Here is a 23908-nt window from a genome sequence, read left to right on the forward strand (position 1 = left end):
AGCGTTTCCTGCGCGGCGGCGGCCAGCTGCTCGACCTGCGCATGCGCGTCGGCGCGCTGCCGCGCTATCCGAACAATGCGCTGAAGTACAACCTGACCTGGAGCACCGAGGGGCTGATCAACGAGTACTGCAATCCCTGCGAGGCGATCGTCGATGGGCGCCGCGTCGAGGTGCCGGCGCTCGAGGGGCTGGAGAGCTTCGCGCTGGACGGCATCGAGTACGAGGCCTTCCATACCTCGGGCGGGCTCGGTACGCTGCCCGAAACGCTGGCCGGGCGCGCGCGCCACGTCGACTACAAGTCGATCCGCTATCCTGGCCATTGCGCGGTGATCAAGCTGCTGCTCGACGATCTGCGGTTGCGCGAACGGCGCGACTGGCTGCGCGAGATTTTCGACAGCGCGATTCCGCTGACCGAGCAGGACGTGGTGGTGGTGTTCGCCAGCGCCACGGGCCGCACGGCCGGCGAGGACGGACGCCTCGGCCCGCTGACGCAGGCCTCGTTCTCCGCCCGCATCGGCGGCGCCGAGGGCGAGCACGGCCATCTGAACGCGATCCAGCTGACCACCGCCGCGGGCGTCTGCGCCGCGCTCGACATGGTGATCGCCGGCCAGCTGCCGCAACGGGGCTTCGTCCGCCAGGAGGACATGCGGCTCGAGGCCTTCCTCGCCAACCGTTTCGGCAGGCACTACACCTGCCATCCGCTACAGGAGGCCCTCGCATGAAAGCCGACGCATTCGAGCGCTGCTGGCGCGCCATCGGCCAGCCCATTCCTTGGCGCGACGGGCCCGGCGGCCACGGCGCGCTGCCGGCACGCTCGCCGATCGACGGCGAGGTGTTCGGGCATATCGCCGCGTGCAGCGCCGACGAGGCGGACGCGCGCATCGCGCAGGCGCACGCCGCGCAGAGCGGCTGGGCGCTGGTGCCCGCGCCCGTGCGCGGCGAGGTGGTGCGGCGCTTGGGCGAGGTGCTGCGCGAACATCGAAGCGCGCTTGGCGAACTGGTCTCGCTCGAGACCGGCAAGATCCTGCAGGAAGGGCTGGGCGAAGTGCAGGAGATGATCGACATCTGCGACTTCGCGGTCGGCCTGTCGCGCCAGCTGCATGGACTGACGATCGCCAGCGAGCGGCCGCAGCATGCGATGCGCGAGACCTGGCATCCGTTCGGTGTCTGCGGCGTGATTTCGGCGTTCAACTTCCCGGTGGCGGTGTGGGCGTGGAATGCCGCGCTGGCGCTGGTGTGCGGCAACGCGGTGGTATGGAAGCCGTCGGAGAAGACGCCGCAGTGCGCGCTGGCGGTGCAGGCGCTGCTCGATCGCGTGATCGAGGCCACGGCGCCCGAGCACGTGGGCATCGCCACCGTGCTGTGCGGCGGGCGGCAACTCGGCGAACGGCTGGTCGCGCATCCCCATGTGCGGCTGGTCAGCGCCACCGGGTCGACGCGGATGGGCCGCGAGGTCGGCATCGCCTGCGCCGGCCAGTTCAAGCGCAGCATCCTCGAGCTCGGCGGCAACAACGCGGCCATCGTGGCGCCGTCGGCCGACCTGTCGTTGACGCTGCGCGCGATGACGTTCGCCGCGGCGGGCACCGCCGGACAGCGCTGCACCACGCTGCGCCGCGCCTTCGTCCATGTCGACCTGTTCGACACGGTGCGCGAGCAGTTGACGCAGATCTTCGCGCGGCTGCCGGTCGGCGATCCGCTGGAAGCGGGCACGCTGGTCGGCCCGCTGATCGACCGCGCCGCGGGCGACAACATGGCCAACGCGCTCGCCAGTTGCCGCGCCCAGGGCAACGCGGTGCATGGCGGCGAACGGCTGCTGGCCGATCGCTATCCGCATGCCTGCTATATGCGGCCGGCGCTGGTGGTCACCGATACGCAGCACGACACCATGCTGACCGAGACCTTTGCGCCCATCCTGTACCTGATGCCGTACACCTCGCTGGAGGAGGCCATCGCGCTGAACAACGCGGCGGCGCACGGCCTGTCGTCGTGCATCTTCACCGAGTCGCTGCGCGAGGCCGAGCGCTTCCTGTCGTCGGCCGGCAGCGACTGCGGCATCGCCAACGTCAATATCGGCACCAGCGGCGCGGAGATCGGCGGCGCCTTCGGCGGCGAAAAGGCGACCGGCGGCGGGCGCGAATCCGGCTCGGATGCCTGGAAGGGCTATATGCGGCGGGCGACCAATACGATCAATTACGGCGACGCGCTGCCGCTGGCGCAAGGTATCCGCTTCGATCTGTGAGGCGGGCGGAGGCGGGCGGAGGCGGGCCGCTGCAAGGGTTAACGAGGGTTACCGCGGCGGCGCGTCCTTCTAGGTGCGTCTTCCCTCTCCGGTCCGTGTCCAGTCCCTGTCCGGTCCTATGCCGAACCGCGGTCGGGCTTGGCCCCCCGGCTTGTAGGGAACGGTAACGTGGGTTACAGGGCCCTGACCCCGTATTACCAAGCCGCCCCGTATAACGGCGTCATCGATTCCGTATAACAGGGGCAAAAAATGAAAGCGTGGTTGGCAGGTCTGGGGGCAGTGGCGGCGGCAGGCTTGTCCGGCTGCGCCGTCTACCCGGCGCCGGTCGATGCCGGCGTCACGGTCGGCGTGGGGGCACCCGTCTATGTCGCGCCGCCGCCGGTGGTGGTGGCGCCGCGGCCTTACTACTACGGCTATCCGTACCGCGGCTATTACCGCGGCGGACACGGCCACTGGCATGGGCATGGCCACGGCCATGGACGGGAGCACTGGCGCTGAGCGCTGAGCGCGGAAGCGCTAAAGCGTTAATACGTGAGGTGGCCGCCGTGGCCGGCGAGGCGCAGCGATGCGCGCGGCTCAGATCTGTCCGTTCAGGCCGGCCCAGCTCGGCGCCAGCGTCTGCGGCACATCGATCAGGTCGAGCACGCGTCCGATCGTATGGTCGACCAGCTGCGCGATGGTATCGGGCTTCTGATAGAAGCCGGGTACCGGCGGAAAGACGATGCCGCCCATTTCGGTGACGGCCGTCATATTGCGCAGATGCGCCAGGTTCAGCGGCGTCTCGCGCACCATCAGCACCAGCTTGCGGCGCTCCTTCAGCGTGACGTCGGCCGCGCGGGTGATCAGGTTGTCGGACAGGCCATGCGCGATCGCGGCGAGCGTGCGCATCGAGCACGGCGCGATCACCATCGCCTGCGCGCGGAACGAGCCGCTGGCGATGGTCGCGCCGATATCGCGCACGTTGTGCACCACATCAGCCAGCGCCTCGGCCTCGGCCTTGCCGATGTCCAGTTCGTGCTGCAGGTTCATCACGCCCGCCGGCGAGATCAGCAGATGCGTCTCGACGTCGGCGACCGCGCCCAGCACCTGCAGCAGGCGTACGCCATAGACGGCGCCGGTGGCACCGGTGATCGCGACGATCACGCGCCGCGGCGCGGCGGCGGGCCCGGCGCTCATCGCTGGCTCCAGAACCTCAGCCCTTCAGCAGGGTTTGCAGCTCGCCGCTCTGGTACATCTCCATCATGATGTCCGAGCCGCCGACGAATTCGCCGTTGACGTAGAGCTGCGGAATGGTCGGCCAGTTGGCGTATTCCTTGATGCCCTGGCGGATGCCGTCGTCTTCCAGCACGTTGACCGTCATCGGCGCGTCGACGCCGCAGGCCTTCAGGATCTGGATCGCGCGGCCGGAGAAACCGCACATCGGAAACTGCGCCGTGCCCTTCATGAACAGCACGACGGGATGGCCCTTGACGATCTGGTCGATCTTTTGTTGCACGTCACTCATGATTTTCGCTTCGGAAGGTTGGCGCTGAGGCGAACCGCGCGCCATGGAATCGGAGACGCGCGCCGGCCGATGGGATGAAAAGCCGAAGGGTGGCGCGCGGGATCGGGAAGATTCTACCGGATTCGGACTGCGGCTTCAGGCGCTGGACCCGCTCCGGATCGGCGCCGGGGCCTCGTTGAACCCGGCCTCGGGCGCGTGGACGCCGGCCCTCTACCCGGCCCTGTACCCGGTCCTCTACCCGGTCCTCTACCCGGCGTTCCCGCCCGGCCAGCGCCCGCCGCTGCAGCGTTCGTTGCCGCCCAGGTCGCGCTCGGTGAAGACCTCGGCAAAGCCCGCATCGCGCAGCAATTGCCGGGCCGCCTCGCCCTGGTCGAAGCCATGCTCCATCAGCAGCCATCCTCCCGCTTCCAGATGCGCGCCGGCGCCGGCGACGATGGTCGCGAGGTCGGACAGCCCGTCCCCATTGTCGGTCAGCGCATCGACCGGCTCAAAGCGCAGGTCGCCGCTGGACAGGTGGGGATCGCCGGCCGCGATATAGGGCGGGTTGCTGACGATCAGCGTGAAGCGGGCATCGTCGGGCAGCGCCGAATACCAATCCGATTCGAGAAAGCGGACGTTGTCGGCGCCCAGCGCCGCCGCGTTGGCGCGCGCAATATCGAGCGCGGCAGGCGAGATGTCCGTTGCCCAGACCTGCGCATCGGGCCGTTCGCAGGCCAGCGTGACGGCGAGGATGCCGGAGCCGGTGCCCAGATCCAGCACCCGCGGCGCCTGCGTGCCGGTCAGGCGCACGAGGGCCGCCTGCACCGCGATCTCGGTGTCCGGGCGCGGGATCAGCACCGCGGGACTGACGCGGAACCGACGGCCGTAGAACTCGCGCTCGCCGACCAGATAGGCCATCGGCTCGCCGGCCAGCCGCCGCGAGAGCAGCGCGGCGAGCGCGGCATGCTGGGCGGCGTCGAGCGGCTGCGTATCGCGCGTGATCAGCTGGGTGCGGGTCAGGCCAGTCACGTGGGTCAGCAGCATGCGCGCTTCCAGCGCCGGCAGCCCGGCCTGCGTCATGGCGGCGAGGGCCTCGCGCAGCGTCGCCTGCGCCGGCAGGGGGCCGGCGGGGAGCGGTGCGGAGGACGGGGAATCGGTCATCGGAGCAGTCGGAGATGAGGCGCGCGAGGGCGAGAGTATTGGCCGCGGCGCCAAGCGCCATGCGCCATGCGCCTTCAAAAGAGAAGAGCCCCGCCGGCGCACTGCCGTGGCGGGGCTCGGTACGGCGCGGGCGACGGCTTAGTTCTTGGTCGCTTCCTTGGCCTTGTCGGCGGTCTCGTTGACCGCGTTGCTGGCGGCGTCCTTGGCGTTCGCCATGGCGGCAGCCGCCTCGTCCTTGGCGCGCTCGGCGGCGGCGGACACGTCCGAAGCTGCGTTGCTGGCCGCGGCCTTGGCGGCGTCGGCGGCGGATTCCGCAGCCGCGGCGGCGTCGCTGGCGGCGGACTTCGCCGATTCGGCGGCGCTCGCCATCGCGCTGTCGACGTTCGACGAGGCGGGGGCTTCATCCTTCTTGCCGCAAGCAGCCACTGCAGCGGTGACCATCAACAACGCAAGCAGTTTCTTCATGATTTCGTCCTTTTGTCCGTTATCGAGAAAAGACTCGCCCGGTATTTGTGCCGGGTTAGCCGTTTCCGATTATAGCGACCAACCATGTCGTTACCATGGCTGTTTCAGGCATTTACAAGAAATACAAGTATTTTGCCGGCGGAAAACAACCGTAGCGATTATCCCAGCCGGTATTTACGCGTCTTTATGCCTCGTTACGCGTCTTCACCCAGCGCCGCCAACTGATCGGCCTGGTGCTCGGCCGCAAGCGCTCCCACCAATTCGTCGAGATCGCCGTCCATGATCATGTCGATCTTGTACAGCGTCAGATTGATGCGATGGTCGGTCACCCGGCCCTGCGGGAAGTTGTACGTGCGGATGCGGTCGCTGCGATCGCCCGAGCCGATCAGATTGCGGCGCGTGGTGGCCTCCTTCGCCTGCGCCGCGCGCAATTGCATGTCCTTGAGCCGGGCCGCCAGCACCTTCATCGCCTTGTCCTTGTTGCGATGCTGGCTGCGGTCGTCCTGGCATTCGACCACGATGCCGGTCGGCAGGTGGGTCAGCCGCACCGCCGAATCGGTCTTGTTGATGTGCTGGCCGCCGGCGCCCGAGGCGCGGAAGGTGTCCACGCGCAGATCGCCCGGATTGATCTCGATCTCGCCGAGCTCGTCGGCCTCGGGCATCACCGCGACCGTGCAGGCCGAGGTATGGATGCGCCCCTGCGCCTCGGTGGCCGGCACGCGCTGCACGCGGTGGCCGCCCGATTCGAACTTCAATCTGGAGAACGCCGCCTCGCCCGCGATGCGGACGATCACTTCCTTGTAGCCGCCCAGGTCCGACGGCGATTCGCTCATGATCTCGACCTGCCAGCGCTGCCGCTCCGCATAGCGCGTGTACATCCGCAGCAGGTCGCCGGCAAACAGCGCGCTTTCCTCGCCGCCGGTGCCGGCGCGGATTTCCAGGATCAGGTTGCGGTCGTCGTTGGGGTCCTTGGGCAGCAGCAGCGTCTGCAGGCTGGCCTCCAGTTGTTCGAGCTTGGCGCGCGCGGCATCGATCTCGTCGCTGGCGAAGGCCTTCATCTCCGGGTCGTCGAGCAGCGCCTGCGCGGTGGCCAGATCGTCCTGCGCCTGCCGGTAGTGCGCATATTGCTCGGCCACCGGCGACAGCTCGGCATGCTCGCGCGTCAGCTTGCGGTACTGCTCCATGTTCGCGGTCGCGTCCTCGCGCGCGAGCAGGGCGTTGACTTCGTCGAGGCGCTCGGCCAGTTGGTCGAGCTTGGCTTGCATGCTGGCTTTCATCGGAATCCGGATTTGGCGTCTTGGTGCGGGGCGCCGCCTGATGCGGGCGGATGCCGCAGGGGCGGGGCGCGGCGGTGCGGGCGAGGCCGCCGGCGCAAGGGCGCAAAGGCGGCGCGGACGCTCGCGGCGAGCGCGGCTAGCGCTCGGAGTGGCTGCTGTGGCGGAACAGGCCGGGCACCAGGCGCAACAGCGCCTCGCGGTCCTCGCCCTGGGTGTGGTTCAGCGCGTGGGTCGGACCGTGCAGGAACTTGCGAGTCAGCGCGCCCGACAGCGCCTCGAGCACGGCCTCGGGATCGTCGCCGCGCGCCAGCATCTTGCGGGCGCGCTCCAGCTCGGCCTGGCGCATCGCTTCGCCGTTGGCCTGCAGTTCGCGGATCACCGGCACCACGCTGCGCGTCTCCAGCCAGTGCATGAAATGCTGGACGCGCGTTTCGATGATCGCCTCGGCCTGCGCGACCGCGGCCTGCCGCATCGCGTTGCCTTCGCGCACGATCGCGCCGAGGTCGTCGACGGTATAGAGGAAGACGTCATCGAGCCGCGCCACTTCGGGCTCGACGTCGCGCGGCACGGCGAGGTCGACCATCATGATCGGCCGGTGCTTGCGCTGCTTGACCGCGCGTTCGACCGCGCCCAGCCCGATGATCGGCAGCGAGCTGGCGGTGCTGGAGACGACGATGTCGAACTCGTGCAGCCGCGAGCCGAGCTCGGACAGGCGGATCGCCTCGGTATTGAGCCCCTGCGCGGCGAGCTGCTCGGCCAGCTTTTCGCCGCGTTCCACCGTGCGGTTGGCGACGACGATCTGGCGCGGGCTCTGCGCGGCGAAATGCGTGGCGCACAGCTCGATCATCTCGCCCGCACCGATGAACAGCACGCGCTGGCCCGAGATGCTCTCGAAGATCCGCTGCCCCAGCCGTACCGCGGCCGCCGCCATCGACACCGAATGCGCGCCGATCTCGGTCTGGCCGCGCACTTCCTTGGCCACGGCGAAGGTGCGCTGGAACAGCTGGTTCAGATAGGTGCCGAGCGTGCCGGCCTCGCCGGCGGTACGCACCGCGTCCTTCATCTGGCCCAGGATCTGGGTCTCGCCCAGCACCATCGAATCGAGGCCGCTGGCGACGCGGAAGGCGTGGCGCACCGCCTCGGATTGCGGCAGCGCATACAGGTGCGGAGCCAGTTCGCCGGCGGGGATGTTGTGGTGCTGCGCCAGCCAGCGCAGCGTGTGATCGAAGCCTTCCGAGCCGGACAGCACCAGGTCGGTGGCGCAGTAGATCTCGGTCCGGTTGCAGGTCGACAGGATCGCCGCCTCGGTGCCGCGCTTGCCGGCCAGCTGGGTGCGCAGCGCCCCCAGCGCCGGCTTGATCTGCTCGAGCGGAAACGCCACCCGTTCGCGTAGCGAGACGGGCGCCGTGTTGTGATTGATTCCGATTGCGAGCAGTTGCATGGTTTGGGGACTTGTCGCTGTCCGGCTGCCGGGCCATTCCGGCTTGCGGCAGCTTGCCTGCGCTGGGCATGGCGGCGCACATATTGCTCTGGCATCGCCTGCGTACTGCCTGCGCAGGTTGCGGAGCGTCTTGAGCGTCTTGAATCTATTCGGGCCCTGGTCGAGCGCCGCCGGGACGGCTTGCATTATACCGCCCGGGCGCGATCCTTGCGTTCGGGGGCCGGCCGAGCCTGTCGGGTATCGGCCGGCGTTCCGAGTTGAGTTATCGTTACGCCGCTGCAGCCCGGGGGCGGCGGCAGATCGAGCGGATAGTCGAACAACGGAAGCGGGCGATGCTGGGGACGTTCTTGGTGGGCATGGTGGTCGGACTGGTGGCGCGCGCGATGCATCCGCGCGGACCGGGGCTGACCGTCCCGATGGCGCTGCTGCTCGGTGGCGTCGGCGCCCTCGCCAGCTTCTACCTGGGCCGCGCGCTGCGCTGGTTCATCGACGGGCAACTCAGCGGCTGGACCGCCGCGATCCTCGGCGCTGCGCTGCTGGTCGGGCTGGCCGGCCTGTTCGCCCGGCGCGGCCGCTGAGCAAAGGCAGGCCCGCCCTGGCTTGACGCCGTCCTCCCCGCGCAAGCGAGGACCTCGCGTCTTCCATCGCCGGCAGCAAGGCCGAATGTCACCGGATCCCCGTTTCGGGGCAACGCCATGGGTTTGCTACCGCAGCGTCGCCAGCAGCCGCCGGATCACGCCCTCGGAGTAATGACTGGCCACCTCGGCCAGGAACGCCGGGAAATCGACATGCGCGCTGTCGTCGGCCCGATCCGACACGGTCCGCATGACCGCGTGCGGCACGCCATATTCGTGGCAGACCTGGCCGACCGCGGCGCCTTCCATTTCGACCGCCAGCAAGCCCGGCAGCCGCGCCCGCAATTCCGCCACCGTGGTCGGCGCGCCGATGAACTGGTCGCCGCTGGCGATCATGCCCAGATGCAGGTTCGGCGCGCTGACGCCCGCAGTGACGCCAAATCGGGCACGCACCGCGGCCGGCACGGCGCTGGGCAGATCCTCCACCAGGAAGGCCTGCGCCGCCTCGCGCAGCGCGGCCGTCAGCGCTGGATCGGTGGGGAATTCGTCCCGGCCCAGCAGCGGCACTTGATGGCGCGGAAACAGCGGACGCGCGTCCATGTCGTGCTGCACGGTGCGATCGGCTATCACCAGATCGCCAACCTGCACGCCCGCGCCGATGCCGCCGGCCAGGCCGGTGAAGACGATGCCGTCGACCGCGAACTCGCGGATCAGCGTCACCGTGGTCGCCGCGGCTGCCACCTTGCCGACCCGCGCCAGCACCACCACGCAGCGCTGCCCGTACAGCTCGCCGACGTAGTAGTCCCGCATGCCGATCCGATGCACGGTGGCGCGGGCGTGGTCGTGGCGCATCGCGGCGATCAGGCCGTCGATTTCGTCATGCAGGGCGGCGAGGATGCCGAGAGTCATGGTGTCTGGTGATCGAAACGGAAAACGGGATGGATCACGGTGCGGCTGCGCGGGCAGCGGGAGCCGGGGGCCCGAACCGCAAGCCCGGGACCTAAGCCTTAAGCCCTGAGCCTTAAGCTCTGAGCCCTGAGCCTTGCGCCCAGAGTCCAGAGTCCAGAGTCCAGAGTCCAGACTCCAGAGTCCAAAGTCCGGAGCCCGGAGCCCGCAGCCCGGAGCCCGGAGCCCGGAGCCCGGAGCCCGGAGCCCGGAGCCCGGAGCCCGGAGCCCGGAGCCCGGTGCCCGGTGCCCGGTGCCCGGTGCCCGGTGCCCGGTGCCCGGTGCCCGGTGCCCGGTGCCGCGGCCCGGTCCCGCGAACCGCAAGCCGTGAGCCGGAAAAGCCGACAGCATACCGGCACAGCCCGGTGCTTCGCTGGTTTGCGCCCCACCGCCTTTGACCGTGCGCCCACCACGGCGCTTTGCTAGAGTGCAGCCAACGCCTTTCCGGAGCGCTGCTCATCCCATGCCGACCGATCGCCAAGCCCATCGTCTGAACATCCGGCATGCCCAGCGGCGCGCGCTGGCGGACTGGTGCGCACAGGGGCGACTGGCGATGGAGCCAGCGCGCCAGGCCTGGACCGATACCGAGCCGCGACTTGCCGACTGGCACCGCTGGCTGCAACGGGCGCTGCTCGCTCTTGGTGTGGCACTGCTCTGCGCCGGCGTGATCGTCTTCTTCGCCTTCAACTGGCAGGCCCTGCACAAGTTCACCCGCTTCGGCGTGCTGGCCGTGCTGATCAGCGCGCTGGCGGCCTTCGCCTGGCGGCGGCCGGACGGCGACGCCGCCGGCCGCGCCGCGCTGTTCGCCGCGCAAATGATCACCGGGGCGTTGCTGGCGGTGATCGGACAGGTCTACCAGACCGGCGCCGACGCGTGGCAACTGTTCGCCTGGTGGGCGCTGCTCGCCGTGCCCTGGGCGCTGGCCGCGCACGCCCCGCCGCATTGGTGGCTGGTGGTGGTGCTGGCCAATGTCGCGCTGCTGCGCTTCTTCAGCGTCGAGCTCGGCGCCGGCCTGCCGTTCACGCTGCTGTTCGGCGTCGACGACGGCAAGCTGGTCGGCCTGTGGCTGCTTGCCGCCGCCTTGCTGCAGCTGGTGCTATGGCTGGTGCTGTCCGCCCACGCGCCGCGTGTCGGCGTGCGCGGCCAGGGCGGCGTGCGGCTGCTGGCGTTTCTCGCTTGCGCGCATGCGGTCTGGCTCGGTCTCGCCGCCTTGTTCGGCGACCGCTTCGACGGCGCGATGCTGATCGTCGCGCTGGCCGCCTTGCTGGGACTCGGCGCCTGGTTCTGGCGGCGCAACGTCGATCTGCTGGTGCTGAGCGGGATTGCGCTGTCCCTGATCGCGCTGATCGTCGCGGGGCTTGGGCGCCTGCTGTTCGAGGCCGGCGCGGAATTCGGCGGCTTCCTGCTGCTGGGCCTGCTGACGCTCGGCCTGTCGGCCGTGTCGGCGACGTGGTTGATGCGCTTGCATCGCGGTCATGCGCAGACGTCGCTGGCTAACGGGGAGCCGCGGTACCGTGAACAGGACGAGCCTGCGCGACCGGCGGCGGCTGTGCAGGCGCTGTGGCGCAAGCTGGCCGTCGAGGGCGCGGTCGAAGGGCAACCGCCGGCGGACACCGATGCACCCTGGTCCGTGCGTCTGTTGACGGGGCTGGCCGGCTGGCTCGGCGCGGTGTTCTTCCAGCTGTTCCTGCTCGGCACCGTGTTCGTCGCCGCGCGCGAGAACAGCGGCGCCATTCTCGTCTGCGGACTGGCGCTGATCGCACTGGCCGCGCTGCTGTATCGGCGCCGCGCCGGCCATACCGGCTTCGAGCAATTCGCGCTGGCCAGCAGCCTGACCGGGCAGGGGCTCGCGTTCTATGCCGCCGCCGACCTGCTCGGCCGCGCCCGCGCGGTAGAGACCGCGGCGTTCTGGTGCGGCATCGCGGCCTGCGAGATGCTGCTCTATGCGGCGATCGGCAACCGGCTGCATCGCTTGTTGTGCGCACTTGCGGCGATGGTTTCGATTGCAATCGCCTTGACCATCGCCATCGCGATGGGGCCGTCCACGCCCTGGCAGGGGATTGGCTGGGCGCTGGTCTGGCTGGCGCCCGTCGCCGCGCTGAAGGCGGCGCTGTTCGCGGTCGCCGAAGTGCGGCTCGCCGCGCTCGGGCGACATCACCGGCTCGCCCCGGCCGCGGACGCCTTGCTGTCCTGCAGCCTGCTCGGCGCGCTGATCGTCACCGGCATCGGGCATCCCCTCGGCCTCTTCACCGAACCGGCGGCGCGCGGCGTGCCGCATTGGCTGGCGGGCGCGTTGTTTGCGGTGCTGCTGGTCGGCTTTGGCATCGTCGAGACGGCCCGACTGCAAGGATCGCCACGCCGGCGCACCGCGGTCTGCGGTGTGCTCGCACTCTGTGCCGCGCTGATGATCGGCGCACCTGCCGTGGTGGCAGGCGTGCTCGCGACCGGGCTGGCCTTGCGAAGGGCGTCCCTGTCCTGGCTCGGGCTCGGCCTTGCGACCATCGGCCTCGGTTTCCTCTGGTACTACAGCGCGCTGCACTGGACGCTGGCGATCAAGTCGGCAACGCTGGTAGCGGCCGGCATCGTCGTGCTGTTTGCACGCGCCTGGCTGGCGCGCCCCGGGCCCCCGCTGGGCACCGCCGACGTCGCAGAGGAGGGCAGCCGATGAAACGTTGGATCCTGATTGCCTGGGCACTGACGCTCGCGGTCGCAGGCGCGGGCGTGATCGGCAAGGAAAGGCTGCTCGCACGCGGCGATGTGGTGCTGTTGCGGCTGGCGCCGGTCGACCCGCGCTCGCTGATGCAGGGCGACTATATGGCGCTGAATTTCGCCATCGGCGCGCCGATCCTGCGCGCGCTGGAGACCACCGACGACCGTATCCGCACCGCGGTGGTCCGGCTCGACGCGCGTGGCGAGGCCAGCTTCGTACGGCTGCATCGCGGCGAGCCGCTGGTCGCCGGCGAGCATCTGCTTCGTTTCCAACTGCGGCCGTCGCGCTGGGGAACGGACCAGGTCCATATCTCGACGGATGCCTTCTTCTTCCAGGAAGGCCAAGGGCGCCGCTATGAGGGCGCGCAGTTCGGCGCGTTTCGTGTCGATGCACAGGGGCAGGCGCTGCTGGTGGAGCTGCGCGACGCCGAAGGACATCCGCTGTGAAGACGTCGAGCACCGCGCCCTCGGTCCCGCTGGTGCTCGGCTGTACCGCGCTGTCGATGCTCGCCTTCGCCGGCAATTCGCTGCTGTGCCGGCTCGCGCTGCGGGACACCACCATCGACGCCGCCAGCTTCACGACCGTGCGGTTGTTGTCTGGCGCGATCACGCTGTGGGTACTGGTCCGTCTGCGTCATGGCGTCTCGCGCGCTGCCGAGCCAACGCCCGAGGCATCGAGCGGCAACTGGCGTTCCGCGCTGGCGCTGTTCGCGTACGCCGTCTTTTTCTCGTACGCCTACGCGCAACTATCGGCCGCCACCGGCGCGCTGCTGCTGTTCGGCGCGGTGCAGGTCACGATGATCGGCCGCGGCCTGTGGCTCGGCGAACGGCCTCATCTCGTGCAGACGGCCGGCTATCTGATCGCGGTCGCTGGACTGATCGGCATGTTGCTGCCCGGCCTGTCCGCGCCTCCGCTGCTGGGCGCGCTGCTGATGCTGGCGTCGGGCGCGGCTTGGGGCGTCTACTCGATCCGCGCCAAGGGCGTACGAGATCCGGTGCGCGCCAATGCGGGCAACTTCCTGCGCGCCGCGCTCTGCTGCGTGCCGCTCTATCTGGCCGCGCTGCCGTGGGCCAGCCACGATGCCGAAGGCATGCTGTACGCGGTGCTGTCCGGCGCCATCGCCTCGGCGCTGGGCTATGCCATCTGGTACGTCGCGCTGCGGGGTCTGACGGTGACCACGGCTGGACTGGTGCAACTGAGCGTGCCGGTGATCGCCGCGGCGGGTGGCGTGGTGCTGTTGGGGGAGGCGGTGACGTGGCGGTTGGTGGTGGCGTCGGTGGCGGTGTTGGGCGGGGTGGCGGTGGGGATGGGGTATCGGCGGAGCAATAGGTGACGCGCTGCTGTCGCTGCCTCAAGTCTTGAGTGTTGTGGTGTCAATGGCTGCACGTTGTTTATCGGAGCAACGATGTCCTCTGACCTCGCTGGCGCGTTCTTCGCCAAACTTATCCCTGCAATCCTTCCTGACCTGGCTCGAATCGCGAAACAGTCGCGGGGCGAAATGACCGTGGACGATCTACAAGGTGAAGCGTGGATTCTTGCAGACAAACTGAGCCGCGACCGCGACCCGCAGCCGGACCTGGCCGACAGAGACTTCCAACAGCAGATCCTTGCTCGGCTGTTCAATCGATTCGTAAGGTACGCGGATAAGCGTCTGCGTTTCGCAGTGAGACTGGATGAACAGAGTGAGGATGATGACGGCGGAACGCACGAAAACTGGTTTGCGGCGACGCTCAGCGCGCCTGAGGCCAACGAGCCGCACCGGATGCTCGAAACATACGAAGAGGAAAGCCAACAAGACAAGACGGTGTTGGGTCGTTTTGCCGAGGCGGTGGCCTATCTCCGGGTCTTTGCCAATATGGCCAACGATCTGACCGCCATTGCAAACCACCTGGCCATTTCGAACGCTACATTGCGCAAGCGGTTGGAGCGCGCCGAGCAAACGATGGAATTTCAGCCTTCACTATTCGACGGCGTTACTCAAATACATGAGGGTTTCCTGCCTCCCGCGTCACGAAGAAAACCCCGCATAGTTCAAGCCGCCGGGAGCCTTTCCACTTTGGCCAGCCAGTGTCGGCTTTTCCCCCGCGCTTACGTACCGCTTCGAGCAATCTAATTGCGGCGGTATGGGTAGTGCAAGCTGCATCTCAGTGGGCGAGTCTCGTTTTTCTACTGCATCAATCTCGGCAAATCTGCCGCCAGCGCATCGACCGCAAGCCGTACCTTGCGCGGGAGATGCGGCGTGCGCAGCCAGAGTGCGTAGGCGTCGTACAGGAACGTCGGTTCATTTGGCAGCAGCTGAAGCAGTGCTCCGGCGTGAATCCGATCGCGGACAAGCCAATATGGCAGCCACGCGACGCCCATGCCTTCCGTCGCCGCGTCGGCGATCGCATCGAGGTCGTCAAGCATTAGCCGGCCGGTGGGCTGCAATTCCACCGGCCGCCCATCCTCACTAGGGAACAGCCACGGCGCGACGGGTCCGGAGCGGCGATAGACGATCGCATGGTGCTGGCGCAGGTCGTCGATCGATTGCGGTTCGCCATGCCGGCCGAGGTAGGCGGGGGACGCGCAGACGATCATTCGCTGCCTACCCACCCGGCGCGCAATGGTGTCGGCCCGGTCCTGCAGGCTTCCGGTGCGGATCGCGAGGTCGTAGCCGTCTTCGGCCAGATCGATCAGCCGGTCGCCGAACGACAGCTCGAGTTCCAGCGCCGGATATTGCCGCGCAAGGTCCAGCAGGATCGGCATCGCGCAATGCCGGCCGAAATGCACCGGCATCGTGACCCGCAGCTTGCCCCGCGGCTCGGCCAGTTGATCGGCCGCCAGGGCGTCGGCGGCCTCGGCCTCGGCCAGGATCAGGCGGCAGCGTTCGTAATAGGCGCGTCCGAAGTCGGTCAGGCTTTGGCGGCGCGTGGTCCGGTTCAGCAGCCGGGTGCCGAGGCGCTCTTCGAGGAAGCGGACGTGCTTGCCAACCATCGGGCCGGTGATGCCGAGCGCGTCCGCGGCGGCCGCGAACGAGCCCAGGTCGACGGCTTTGACGAACACGGACATGCTGGTCAGGCGGTCCATATTGAAAACCAGTAGTTTCTACCGTTGTGCCGGAGCGGCTATTTATCGGTGTATGGCGCCAAATCATACTGGATTCGTCCTCTTAGATTTGGAGTCAAGCCAACCATGCAAACTGCTCGTGTCGTTCGTTTCCACCAATATGGCGGGCCCGAAGTCCTGTGCATCGAATCGGCCGAGGTGCCGGAACCCGCGGCCGGCGAGGTGCGGATCCGCGTCAAGGCGCTCGGATTGAATCGCGCCGAGGCGCTGCTGCGTACCGGGCGCTATATCGAGATGCCGGCCTTGCCGTCGGGGCTGGGCCTCGAGGCGGCGGGCGTGATCGAATCGGTCGGCCCCGACGTGGAAGGCCTTGCCCCCGGCGACGCCGTCAGCATCGTGCCGCCGCGGTCGATGGTGCGCTGGCCCGCGTATGGCGAACTGGTCCGCTTTCCGGCCGAGCTGGTGGTCAAGCATCCGCCTTCGTTGAGCTGGGAAGCCGCCGCCGCGCTATGGATGCCGTATCTGACCGCTTATGGCGCGCTGGTCGATATCGCCGGGCTCGGCAAGGGCGACGTCGTCGCGATCACGGCGGCATCGAGCAGCGTCGGACTCGCCGCGATCCAGATCGTCAATCGCGTCGGCGCCATGCCGATCGCGATCACGCGATCGTCGGCGAAGCGGGCGGCCTTGGTCGACGCCGGCGCCCGGCATGTGGTGGCCTCGGACGAGGAAGACCTCGAATCGCGCCTAAAGGAAATCGCGGGAGAGCAGCGTGTGCGCGTCGTGCTCGACGCGGTCGGCGGCCCGATCTTCGAGCCGCTGACGGCAGCGATGTCGCGCGGCGGCATGCTGATCGAATACGGCGGCCTCAGCCCGGCGCCGACGCCGTTTCCGCTGTTCACCGTCCTGAGCAAGTCGCTGACGCTGCGGGGGTATCTGGTTCACGAGATCGCTGGCGACCCGATAAGGCTCGCCGCGGCGAAGGCGTTCATCCTGCGCGGGCTGGAGGAGGGCGAACTGCGGCCGGTCATCGCCAGGACGTTCGATTTCGACCAGATCGTCGAGGCGCATCGGTATCTGGAATCGAACGAGCAGTTTGGGAAGGTGGTGGTGAGGGTTTGAGCCGGCATCACAGCGCGGGGGCAAGAACGCGGTTGTGCTCTGCCTTGACCTCTCTTTTCAGACATCGGAGCTTCGTATCGCAAGCCTTGAGTATTTAGGATCGGATGTGTTGTTCAACGCCTCGAGCAGCATACGCTGTGTAACGTGTGGGGTTACAATAACGATGATCCGATCCTTTGGACACAAGGGCCTCGAGCGGTTCTTTTTGACCGGCAGTCTGGGAGGGGTTCAGGCAATTCATGCCAAGCGGCTTCGGCTGATTCTGGCTCTGCTTGATGAAGCGATGTCTGTCGACGACATGAACGCTCCCGGTTTGCGACTGCATCTGCTCAAGGGCGATATGGTCGGCTTTTGGGCCGTTACGGTCCAGGCAAATTGGCGTGTCGTCTTCCGCTTCGATGACGGCGATGCGCACGTTGTTGATTACCTCGACTACCACTAAGTGAGAGACATCATGCGCATGCATAACCCTCCGCACCCTGGCGAGATCCTGCATGAGCTATGGCTAGAGCCGCTGAAGCTGACCATCACCGAGGCGGCCGCTGCCTTGGACGTGTCGCGCAAAACGCTGTCTGAGATCGTCAACGGCCGTGCTTCGATCACGCCCGAAATGGCGGTGCGACTCGAAATGGCCTTCGGCAAGAGCGCGGAATCGTGGTTGGCGCATCAGGCCGCGTATGACCTGTGGCAGGTCGATCAGCGGCGCGATGGCCTGCACGTGCGGCGGTTGAAGTCTGCTGCATGAACAAGGCGCGAACACTCAAGCAAAACAGCCCGGCAAGCCGGGCTGTCCAACATGGCCGCTGACGCGGATGTGGGAACCGTTCGCCGTCCTCAGACGTTGAACAAAAAGTTCATCACATCCCCATCCTTGACCACATACTCCTTGCCTTCCGCCCGCATCTTGCCTGCTTCCTTGGCGCCCTGTTCGCCCTTGAAGGCGATGAAGTCCTCGAAAGCGATGGTCTGCGCGCGGATGAAGCCGCGTTCGAAGTCGGTGTGGATCACGCCGGCCGCCTTGGGGGCGGTGTCGCCGACGTGGATGGTCCAGGCGCGCACTTCCTTGACGCCCGCGGTGAAGTAGGTCTGCAGGCCAAGCAGGCTGAAGCCGGCGCGGATCACGCGGTCCAGGCCCGGCTCTTCCATGCCGAGGTCGGCCAGGAACACGGCCTTGTCCTCGTCCTCGAGGTCGGCGATCTCGGCCTCGATCGCGGCGCAGACGGCGACGACCGGCGACCTGGTGGTCTCGGCGTACTTGCGCACGGCGTCCAGGTGCGGATTGTTCTCGAAGCCGTCCTCGCGCACGTTGGCGACATACATGGTCGGCTTGGCGGTGATCAGGCAGAACGGGCGCAGCGCGTCCCATTCCTCGGGCGCCAGGTCCAGCGTGCGCACGGCCTTGGCCTGGTCGAGCACGGCCTGGGCCTTCTCCAGCACGGCGACCAGCCGTTGCGCTTCCTTGTCGCCGGCGCGGGCCGGCTTGACGTAGCGGGCCAGCGCCTTGTCGACGGTGGCCAGGTCGGCCAGTGCCAGTTCGGTATTGATGACCTCGATGTCCGACAGCGGATCGACCTTGCCGGCCACGTGGATCACGTTGGGATCCTCGAAGCAGCGCACCACGTGCGTGATGGCGTCGGTCTCGCGGATATTGGCGAGGAACTGGTTGCCCAGCCCTTCGCCCTTGGACGCACCGGCCACCAGGCCGGCGATGTCGACGAACTCGACCGTCGCCGGGACGACGCGCTCGGGTTTGACGATTTCGGCGAGGGCCTTAAGCCTCGGATCCGGCACTTCCACCACGCCGACATTGGGCTCGATGGTGCAGAACGGATAGTTTTCGGCGGCGATGCCGGCCTTGGTCAGGGCGTTGAACAGCGTGGACTTGCCGACGTTGGGCAGGCCGACGATGCCGCATTTGAGGCTCATGGTGTTCCGGGCGGTAAGCGATGGCAAAGCCGGTATTCTAGCGGATGGCCGTCCGGACGCCCGCCCGTCCGAGCCGCCCATGCCAGGGGGCTTGTCCGCCCGTCCGAGCCGCCCATGCCAGGGGGCTTGCCCGCCCGTCCGAACCGCCCGTGCCAGGGGGCTTGCCCGACCGTCCGAGCCCTCCATGCCAGGAGGCTTGCTCGCCCGTCCGAGCCGCCCGTACCAAGGGGCTCGCCCGTCCGCCGGGTGAGCACCGGGTGACCCCTCAAAGCCGCTGGCTATAATCGCCCCATGACCAGAGCCAGCGCGTCCACGCGGACCTCGTTTTCCCATTTCCAGATTGCCGTGGTTGGCGGCGGCATCGTCGGCAAGACTTGCGCGTTGCTGCTGGCGCAGCAGGGCATGCAGGTGGCGCTGATCGCGCCGCGGCCCGGAAACGGCTCGACCCCGGCGCCGGCGCCGCTGGGCGAGGGCGAGTGGGACAGCCGCGTCTACGCGTTCTCGGCCAGCTCGCAGGCGCTGCTGAGCCGGCTGCGGATCTGGGAGGCGCTGGACCCGGCGCGGATGCAGCCGGTGCGCGACATGCGCGTGTTTGGCGACGACACCGCCGCGCGCGACGATGCCGGGCTGACCGGCGATCTGCATTTCTCGGCCTACGCGGCCGCGGTGCCGGAGCTGGCCTGGATCATCGAATCGAGCCATGTCGAGCGCGTGCTCGACACCGCGCTGCGCTTCCAGCATCAGGTCCATTGGTACCAGCAGGCCGCCACCGGCTTCGAGCGCGACGAGCTGGGCGTCACGCTGACGCTGGCCGACGGCGCGCGGGTACGTACCAATTGCGTCGTGGGCGCCGACGGCGCGCGCTCCTGGGTGCGGACCCAGTGCCATATCGGCGTCAGTACGCGGCGCTACCGGCAGTCGGGCGTGGTCGCCAATTTCGCCTGCGAGCTGCCGCATCACGCGACCGCGTGGCAGTGGTTCCTCGGCGCGCCGCCCAAGCTGCTGGCCGACGAGGAGTCGTGCAACTGCGAAATCCTGGCGATGCTGCCGCTGCCGGGCGATTACCTGTCGATGGTGTGGTCGGCCGACGAGGCCCATGCGCGCGAATTGACGGCGCTGGCGCCGGAGCAGCTGGCACAGGCGGCGATGGACGCGGCCAGCGGTGCGGTCGGCCGCCAGTTCGGCGCGCTGCGTTGCGTGACGCCCGCGCAGGCCTTCCCGCTGGTGCTGCAGCATGCCGACTGCGTGGTGCAGCCGCATGTGGTTCTGGTCGGCGACGCGGCCCACGTGGTGCATCCGCTGGCCGGGCAGGGCATGAACCTCGGTTTGCGCGATGTCGCGGAACTTGGCCGCGTGATGGCCGCCAAAGAGTCGTTCCGCGACGAAGGCGACCTGCGCCTGCTGCGCCGCTACGAGCGCGCGCGCGCCACCGACCTGCTGTCGCTGACGGCCGCCACCGATGGCCTGCATCGGCTGTTCTCGCTGCAGGGCGGGGTGGCGCGGATGGTCCGCAATACCGGCATGCGTGCCGTGGGCGCGCAGGCGCTGCTGAAGCGGTTCCTGATCGGACGGGCGCTGGGCTGAGCGCCGGCGCCTTGAACCGGCCGCCTCCGCGTAACCGACGCATCCGACCGATCCCACTGATCCGACACTGATCCCGCTGATCCGAAACAAGCCGCGGCCAAGCCGCCAGCTCCACCCACATCCGAGCCAACCAGAACCCGGAGTCAACATGTCGTATTCCCTCGGGCGCTCCGCCCGCCCGAACCCGCTGCGTTCCATCACGCGGTCCAACGTGCTGACCGAGCGCGCCGCGCGCGCGATGGCCGTGCTGACGCTCGCCGTGGCCACTGCCGCCTTCGCGCATCCGGCGCTGGCGGCGGCCGATCCGACCGCGGAGCGCATCAAGACCAATGTGCAGAAGATGCTGGGCGGCCGCGCCGAGATCAAGAGCGTCGAGAAGACGCCGATCGCCGGACTCTACGAAGTCAATATCGGCGGCCAGCTGGTCTACGCCGATGCGAGCGGCCGCTACATCCTCAATGGCGAGCTGCTCGACACGCGCAGCGGCACCAACCTGACCGAGCAGCGCCTGGCCGAGATCAATCGCATCAAGTGGTCCGACCTGCCGCTGTCGCGCGCGATCAAATGGAGCAAGGGCGACGGCAGCCGCCAGGTCGCGGTGTTCTCCGATCCGAACTGCGGCTATTGCAAGCAGATCGAGCAGACCTTCCAGCAGATGGACAACATCACGGTCTACACCTTCCTCTATCCGGTGCTGTCGCCGGATTCGACCGCCAAGGCCAAACAGGTCTGGTGCGCGGCCGATCGCACCAAGGCGTGGCGCGACTGGATGCTGTCGAAGGTCGCGCCGAGCGGCGCCGGCAATTGCAAGACGCCGCTGGAAGAGAACCTGGCGCTGGGCCACAGCCTCAATGTCACCGGCACGCCCGCGGTGTTCTTCACCGACGGCACCCGCATTCCAGGCGCGGCCGACGTCGCCACGCTGGAGCGCAAGCTGTCCAGCCTGAAGAAGTAAGGAACCACGGAGGTCCGGCGCGGCGGGCCGGCGTGGGCCGGCGCGGCGATCCGGCCCGCACGGTCGCATCACCGATCGCATATCGGATCGCAGACCGGATCGCAGAACAGAACGCACAACGATCGCACAACGGATCGCACAACGGATCGCATCCACAGGAGACACCACCATGACCTTCCGCGCGCTGCTGCTGACCCAGACCGACGGCGACAAGCCGTCGACCCGCGCCGAGATCTCGACGCTGCAGGATGACCAGCTGCCTGCCGACGGCGACGTGCTGGTCGAGATCGACTATTCGACGATCAACTTCAAGGACGGCCTGGCGATCACGGGCCGCAGCCCGGTCGTGCGCAAATGGCCGATGGTGGCCGGCATCGACGGTGCCGGCACCGTGCTGGAGTCGTCGAATCCGCGCTGGCAAGCGGGCGACAAGGTGGTGCTGAACGGCTACGGCGTCGGCGAGACGCACTGGGGCTGCCTGGCGCAGCGTGCGCGCCTGAAGGGCGATTGGCTGGTGCGCCTGCCCGAGTCGCTGACGACGCGGCAGGCGATGGCGATCGGCACCGCGGGCTATACCGCGATGCTGTCGGTGCTGGCGCTGGAAGCGTCCGGCGTGCGGCCCGAGCAGGGCGAGGTGCTGGTGACCGGCGCCTCGGGCGGCGTCGGTACGATCGCGATCGCGCTGCTGGGCAAGCTCGGCTATCGCGTCGTGGCCTCGACCGGCAAGACCGGCGAGGCAGATTTCCTGAAGGCGCTCGGCGCGGCCGACGTCATCGACCGCGCAGAACTGTCGGCGCCGGGCAAGCCGCTGCAGAAGGAGCGTTGGGCCGCGGTGGTCGACGCGGTCGGTTCGCATACGCTGGTCAATGCCATCGCGCAGGTCCGCTACGGCGGCGTGGTGACGGCCTGCGGGCTGGCGCAGGGCATGGACTTCCCGGGCTCGGTGGCGCCGTTCATCCTGCGCGGCGTGACGCTGCACGGCGTCGACAGCGTGATGGCGCCGATGGCGCGGCGCGAGCAGGCGTGGGCGCGGCTGGCTCAGGATCTCGAGCCGGACCGCCTGGCGGCGATCACGCAGGAGATCGGCCTGGCCGAGGCGATCGAGGCGGGCCAGCGCATCATCGCGGGCGGCATGCGCGGGCGGGTGGTGGTGGACGTCAATCGTTGATGGCGGAGGCGGTGCCGCGCGCGGCGGGCGTACGGCGGCGGCACCAACACGGCGCCACCGCGCCACCAACGCGGCACCAACGCGCCACCAACGCGGCACGGACGCAGGGCCAACGCAGCGCCAACGCAGCGCCAACGCATTAGCGCACCGCTGCGTCAGCGCATCCACGCACCACGGCATCAGTTCATCACCGCATCGGCGCCGCAGCCCCGCAGCCGCGCAGCGCCGGGCCCGCGTGCCCGTGACGCTACAATCGTGGCCATGAAGCCGATCCACTACGCCATTGCCCCGCTTCAGCCCGAAGCGCATCTGTTCGCGGTCACCGTCACGGTGGACGATCCCGATCCCGCCGGCCAACGTTTCTCGCTGCCGGCGTGGATTCCCGGCAGCTACATGATTCGCGAGTTCGCGCGGAACATCGTGCGCATCCGCGCCGATGTCGGTGCCGATGCGGGCGGCGATGCCGGCGATGACGCCAAGCGCCAGCCGGTGGCGCTGACCAAGCTCGACAAGCACACCTGGCAGGCCGAGCCGATCGACCCGGCGCGCGGCCCGCTGACGCTGTCGTACGAGGTCTACGCGTGGGACCTGTCGGTGCGCGCCGCGCATCTGGACCAGACCCACGGCTTCTTCAACGGGACCTCGGTGTTCCTCTGCGTCGAAGGCAAGGCCGACCGCCCCTGTACCGTCGATATCCATCCGCCGCAGGGCGAGGCCTATCGCAACTGGCGCGTCGCCACCGCGCTCCCCGAAGCCCCCGGCCGCGGCGGTGCGAAGCGCTACGGCTTTGGCCGCTACCGCGCCGCGGACTACGACGAGCTGATCGACCATCCGGTCGAGATGGGCGAGTTCACGATGGGCACGTTCAAGGCCTGCGGCGCGCAGCACGACGTCGTGTTCACCGGCCGCGTGCCCCAGCTCGACATCGAGCGCGTCTGCCGCGACCTGAAGCGGATCTGCGAGGCACAGATCCGGCTGTTCGAGCCGCGCAGCGAACGTGCGCCGTTCCTCGACAGCAATCGCCGCTACGTCTTCATGACGATGGTCACCGGCGACGGCTATGGCGGCCTCGAACATCGCGCCAGCACAGCGCTGATGTGCGCGCGCGGCGATCTGCCGGTGCGCGGCAATCCGGAAAGCAGCGAGGGCTATCGCGGCTTCCTCGGCCTGTGCAGCCACGAGTATTTCCATACCTGGAACGTCAAGCGGATCAAGCCGGCGGCCTTCGTGCCGTACCGGCTGCAGGCCGAAACCCATACGCCGCTGCTATGGCTGTTCGAGGGCTTCACCAGCTATTACGACGACCTGATGCTGGTGCGCAGCGGCTGCATCACCGAGCAGCAATACGTCGAGCTGCTGGCCAAGACCTGGAACGGCGTGCTGCGGGGCAGCGGCCGCACCAAGCAGAGCGTGGCCGACAGCTCCTTCGACGCCTGGACCAAGTACTACCGCCAGGACGAGAACGCGCCCAATGCGATCGTCAGCTACTACACCAAGGGCTCGCTGATCGGGCTGGCGCTGGACCTGACCATCCGCAGCCGCACCAACGGACGCCGCTCGCTCGACGACGTGATGCGGATGCTGTGGCGCCGTTATGGACGCGATTTCTATGCGCCCGGCGCGGTGCAGCGCGGCGTCACCGAGGACGAGGTGCATGCGCTGATCGACGAGGTGGCCGGCGTGCGCGTGTCCACGCAGCTGCGGGCCTGGACCGAGGGCACCGGCGAATTGCCGCTGCCCGCGCTGCTCAAGCCCTTCGGCATCCGGGCCGAACCGCGCAAGCCGACGCGCGCCGCGGCGCTGGGCATCAAG

24 protein-coding genes are annotated in these 23908 nt (G+C 68.4%); 15 read left to right on the forward strand and 9 right to left on the reverse strand.

Annotation, left to right across the window (positions count from 1 at the left end):
- The 3 genes from AC6EI8_RS11370 to AC6EI8_RS11380 all read left to right on the forward strand — a co-directional run.
- A partial coding sequence (locus tag AC6EI8_RS11370; RefSeq protein WP_498381957.1) for a saccharopine dehydrogenase family protein occupies positions 1–722 on the forward strand: 722 nt, incomplete at its 5' end.
- Entirely contained in the window at positions 719–2239 is a 1521-nt protein-coding gene (gene amaB / locus AC6EI8_RS11375; protein ID WP_149319670.1) for an L-piperidine-6-carboxylate dehydrogenase, read from the forward strand. The genes AC6EI8_RS11370 and amaB, both read left to right, overlap by 4 nt.
- 249 nt (positions 2240–2488) lie before the next feature.
- Positions 2489–2737, forward strand: a complete 249-nt coding sequence (locus tag AC6EI8_RS11380; protein WP_498381958.1) for a hypothetical protein — start codon at positions 2489–2491, stop codon at positions 2735–2737.
- Positions 2738–2815: 78 nt separating this feature from the next.
- On the opposite strand, the gene AC6EI8_RS11385 is transcribed toward AC6EI8_RS11380, so the two are convergent.
- The 6 genes from AC6EI8_RS11385 to hemA all read right to left on the reverse strand — a co-directional run bounded on the left by AC6EI8_RS11385 (position 2816) and on the right by hemA (position 8066).
- A complete protein-coding gene (locus AC6EI8_RS11385) occupies positions 2816–3415 on the reverse strand; it encodes a UbiX family flavin prenyltransferase (protein WP_149319668.1) in 600 nt (199 codons plus the stop codon).
- 16 nt (positions 3416–3431) lie between these two features.
- A complete protein-coding gene (gene grxD / locus AC6EI8_RS11390; protein WP_006577774.1) occupies positions 3432–3743 on the reverse strand; it encodes a Grx4 family monothiol glutaredoxin in 312 nt (103 codons plus the stop codon).
- Between the two features lie 246 nt (positions 3744–3989).
- The gene (gene prmC, locus AC6EI8_RS11395; RefSeq protein ID WP_498381959.1) at positions 3990–4883 is read right to left on the reverse strand and encodes a peptide chain release factor N(5)-glutamine methyltransferase; all 894 of its coding nucleotides are present in this window, start codon (positions 4881–4883) and stop codon (positions 3990–3992) included.
- 138 nt (positions 4884–5021) lie between these two features.
- The gene (locus AC6EI8_RS11400) at positions 5022–5348 is read right to left on the reverse strand and encodes a hypothetical protein (RefSeq protein ID WP_006577776.1); all 327 of its coding nucleotides are present in this window, start codon (positions 5346–5348) and stop codon (positions 5022–5024) included.
- A 194-nt stretch (positions 5349–5542) separates the two neighbouring features.
- Positions 5543–6625: a peptide chain release factor 1 gene (gene prfA, locus AC6EI8_RS11405; protein WP_498381960.1), complete on the reverse strand. Its 1083-nt coding sequence runs from the start codon at positions 6623–6625 to the stop codon at positions 5543–5545.
- A gap of 136 nt (positions 6626–6761) precedes the next feature.
- Positions 6762–8066, reverse strand: coding sequence for a glutamyl-tRNA reductase (hemA, locus tag AC6EI8_RS11410; protein ID WP_149319665.1), 1305 nt, complete (start codon positions 8064–8066; stop codon positions 6762–6764).
- A 332-nt stretch (positions 8067–8398) separates the two neighbouring features.
- Here hemA and AC6EI8_RS11415 point away from each other — a divergent pair, with 332 nt between their 5' ends.
- On the forward strand, positions 8399–8644 hold the full coding sequence (locus AC6EI8_RS11415) for a hypothetical protein (RefSeq protein ID WP_498381961.1): 246 nt from the start codon (positions 8399–8401) through the stop codon (positions 8642–8644).
- A gap of 126 nt (positions 8645–8770) precedes the next feature.
- Here the strand turns inward: AC6EI8_RS11415 and AC6EI8_RS11420 are convergent, their stop codons facing one another.
- The gene (locus AC6EI8_RS11420; RefSeq protein WP_498381962.1) at positions 8771–9550 is read right to left on the reverse strand and encodes a 5'-methylthioadenosine/adenosylhomocysteine nucleosidase; all 780 of its coding nucleotides are present in this window, start codon (positions 9548–9550) and stop codon (positions 8771–8773) included.
- 499 nt (positions 9551–10049) lie between these two features.
- Here AC6EI8_RS11420 and AC6EI8_RS11425 point away from each other — a divergent pair, with 499 nt between their 5' ends.
- From AC6EI8_RS11425 to AC6EI8_RS11440, 4 genes are all read left to right on the forward strand, one after another.
- Entirely contained in the window at positions 10050–12254 is a 2205-nt protein-coding gene (locus AC6EI8_RS11425) for a DUF4401 domain-containing protein (RefSeq protein ID WP_498381963.1), read from the forward strand.
- Positions 12251–12742 (forward strand): GDYXXLXY domain-containing protein, encoded by a 492-nt coding sequence (locus tag AC6EI8_RS11430; protein ID WP_498381964.1) that lies wholly within the window; start codon positions 12251–12253, stop codon positions 12740–12742. The genes AC6EI8_RS11425 and AC6EI8_RS11430 overlap by 4 nt, the downstream gene beginning before the upstream one ends.
- A 56-nt stretch (positions 12743–12798) precedes the next feature.
- Positions 12799–13629, forward strand: a complete 831-nt coding sequence (locus tag AC6EI8_RS11435) for a DMT family transporter (protein ID WP_498381971.1) — start codon at positions 12799–12801, stop codon at positions 13627–13629.
- A 72-nt stretch (positions 13630–13701) separates the two neighbouring features.
- A complete protein-coding gene (locus AC6EI8_RS11440) occupies positions 13702–14409 on the forward strand; it encodes a hypothetical protein (protein WP_150082575.1) in 708 nt (235 codons plus the stop codon).
- Between the two features lie 53 nt (positions 14410–14462).
- Here the strand turns inward: AC6EI8_RS11440 and AC6EI8_RS11445 are convergent, their stop codons facing one another.
- On the reverse strand, positions 14463–15362 hold the full coding sequence (locus AC6EI8_RS11445) for a LysR family transcriptional regulator (RefSeq protein ID WP_498381965.1): 900 nt from the start codon (positions 15360–15362) through the stop codon (positions 14463–14465).
- Positions 15363–15467: 105 nt separating this feature from the next.
- Here AC6EI8_RS11445 and AC6EI8_RS11450 point away from each other — a divergent pair, with 105 nt between their 5' ends.
- The 3 genes from AC6EI8_RS11450 (at position 15468) to AC6EI8_RS11460 (ending at position 17208) form a co-directional block, all read left to right on the forward strand.
- A complete protein-coding gene (locus tag AC6EI8_RS11450; RefSeq protein ID WP_498381966.1) occupies positions 15468–16463 on the forward strand; it encodes a zinc-dependent alcohol dehydrogenase family protein in 996 nt (331 codons plus the stop codon).
- A gap of 163 nt (positions 16464–16626) precedes the next feature.
- Positions 16627–16905 carry a type II toxin-antitoxin system RelE/ParE family toxin gene (locus tag AC6EI8_RS11455; RefSeq protein ID WP_498381967.1) on the forward strand — a complete coding sequence of 93 codons (279 nt, stop codon included), beginning with the start codon at positions 16627–16629 and terminating at the stop codon, positions 16903–16905.
- Positions 16906–17208 (forward strand): HigA family addiction module antitoxin, encoded by a 303-nt coding sequence (locus AC6EI8_RS11460; RefSeq protein WP_498381968.1) that lies wholly within the window; start codon positions 16906–16908, stop codon positions 17206–17208.
- A gap of 89 nt (positions 17209–17297) precedes the next feature.
- Here AC6EI8_RS11460 and ychF read toward each other — a convergent pair whose 3' ends face one another.
- The gene (gene ychF, locus AC6EI8_RS11465) at positions 17298–18389 is read right to left on the reverse strand and encodes a redox-regulated ATPase YchF (RefSeq protein WP_149319655.1); all 1092 of its coding nucleotides are present in this window, start codon (positions 18387–18389) and stop codon (positions 17298–17300) included.
- Positions 18390–18680: 291 nt separating this feature from the next.
- On the opposite strand from ychF, the gene AC6EI8_RS11470 reads away from it, so the two are divergent.
- The 4 genes from AC6EI8_RS11470 to AC6EI8_RS11485 form a co-directional block, all read left to right on the forward strand.
- On the forward strand, positions 18681–19973 hold the full coding sequence (locus AC6EI8_RS11470) for a UbiH/UbiF family hydroxylase (protein ID WP_498381969.1): 1293 nt from the start codon (positions 18681–18683) through the stop codon (positions 19971–19973).
- A gap of 238 nt (positions 19974–20211) precedes the next feature.
- On the forward strand, positions 20212–20928 hold the full coding sequence (locus AC6EI8_RS11475) for a DsbC family protein (RefSeq protein WP_150082632.1): 717 nt from the start codon (positions 20212–20214) through the stop codon (positions 20926–20928).
- Between the two features lie 169 nt (positions 20929–21097).
- Complete coding sequence (acuI, locus tag AC6EI8_RS11480; protein WP_265632883.1) at positions 21098–22096, forward strand: acrylyl-CoA reductase (NADPH); 999 nt, start codon at positions 21098–21100, stop codon at positions 22094–22096.
- 261 nt (positions 22097–22357) lie between these two features.
- Positions 22358–23908, forward strand: a 1551-nt coding sequence (locus AC6EI8_RS11485; protein WP_498381970.1) for a M61 family metallopeptidase, incomplete at its 3' end; no start/stop codon positions are given.

The sequence above is a fragment of the Cupriavidus sp. R6-3 genome (genome assembly GCF_059772245.1).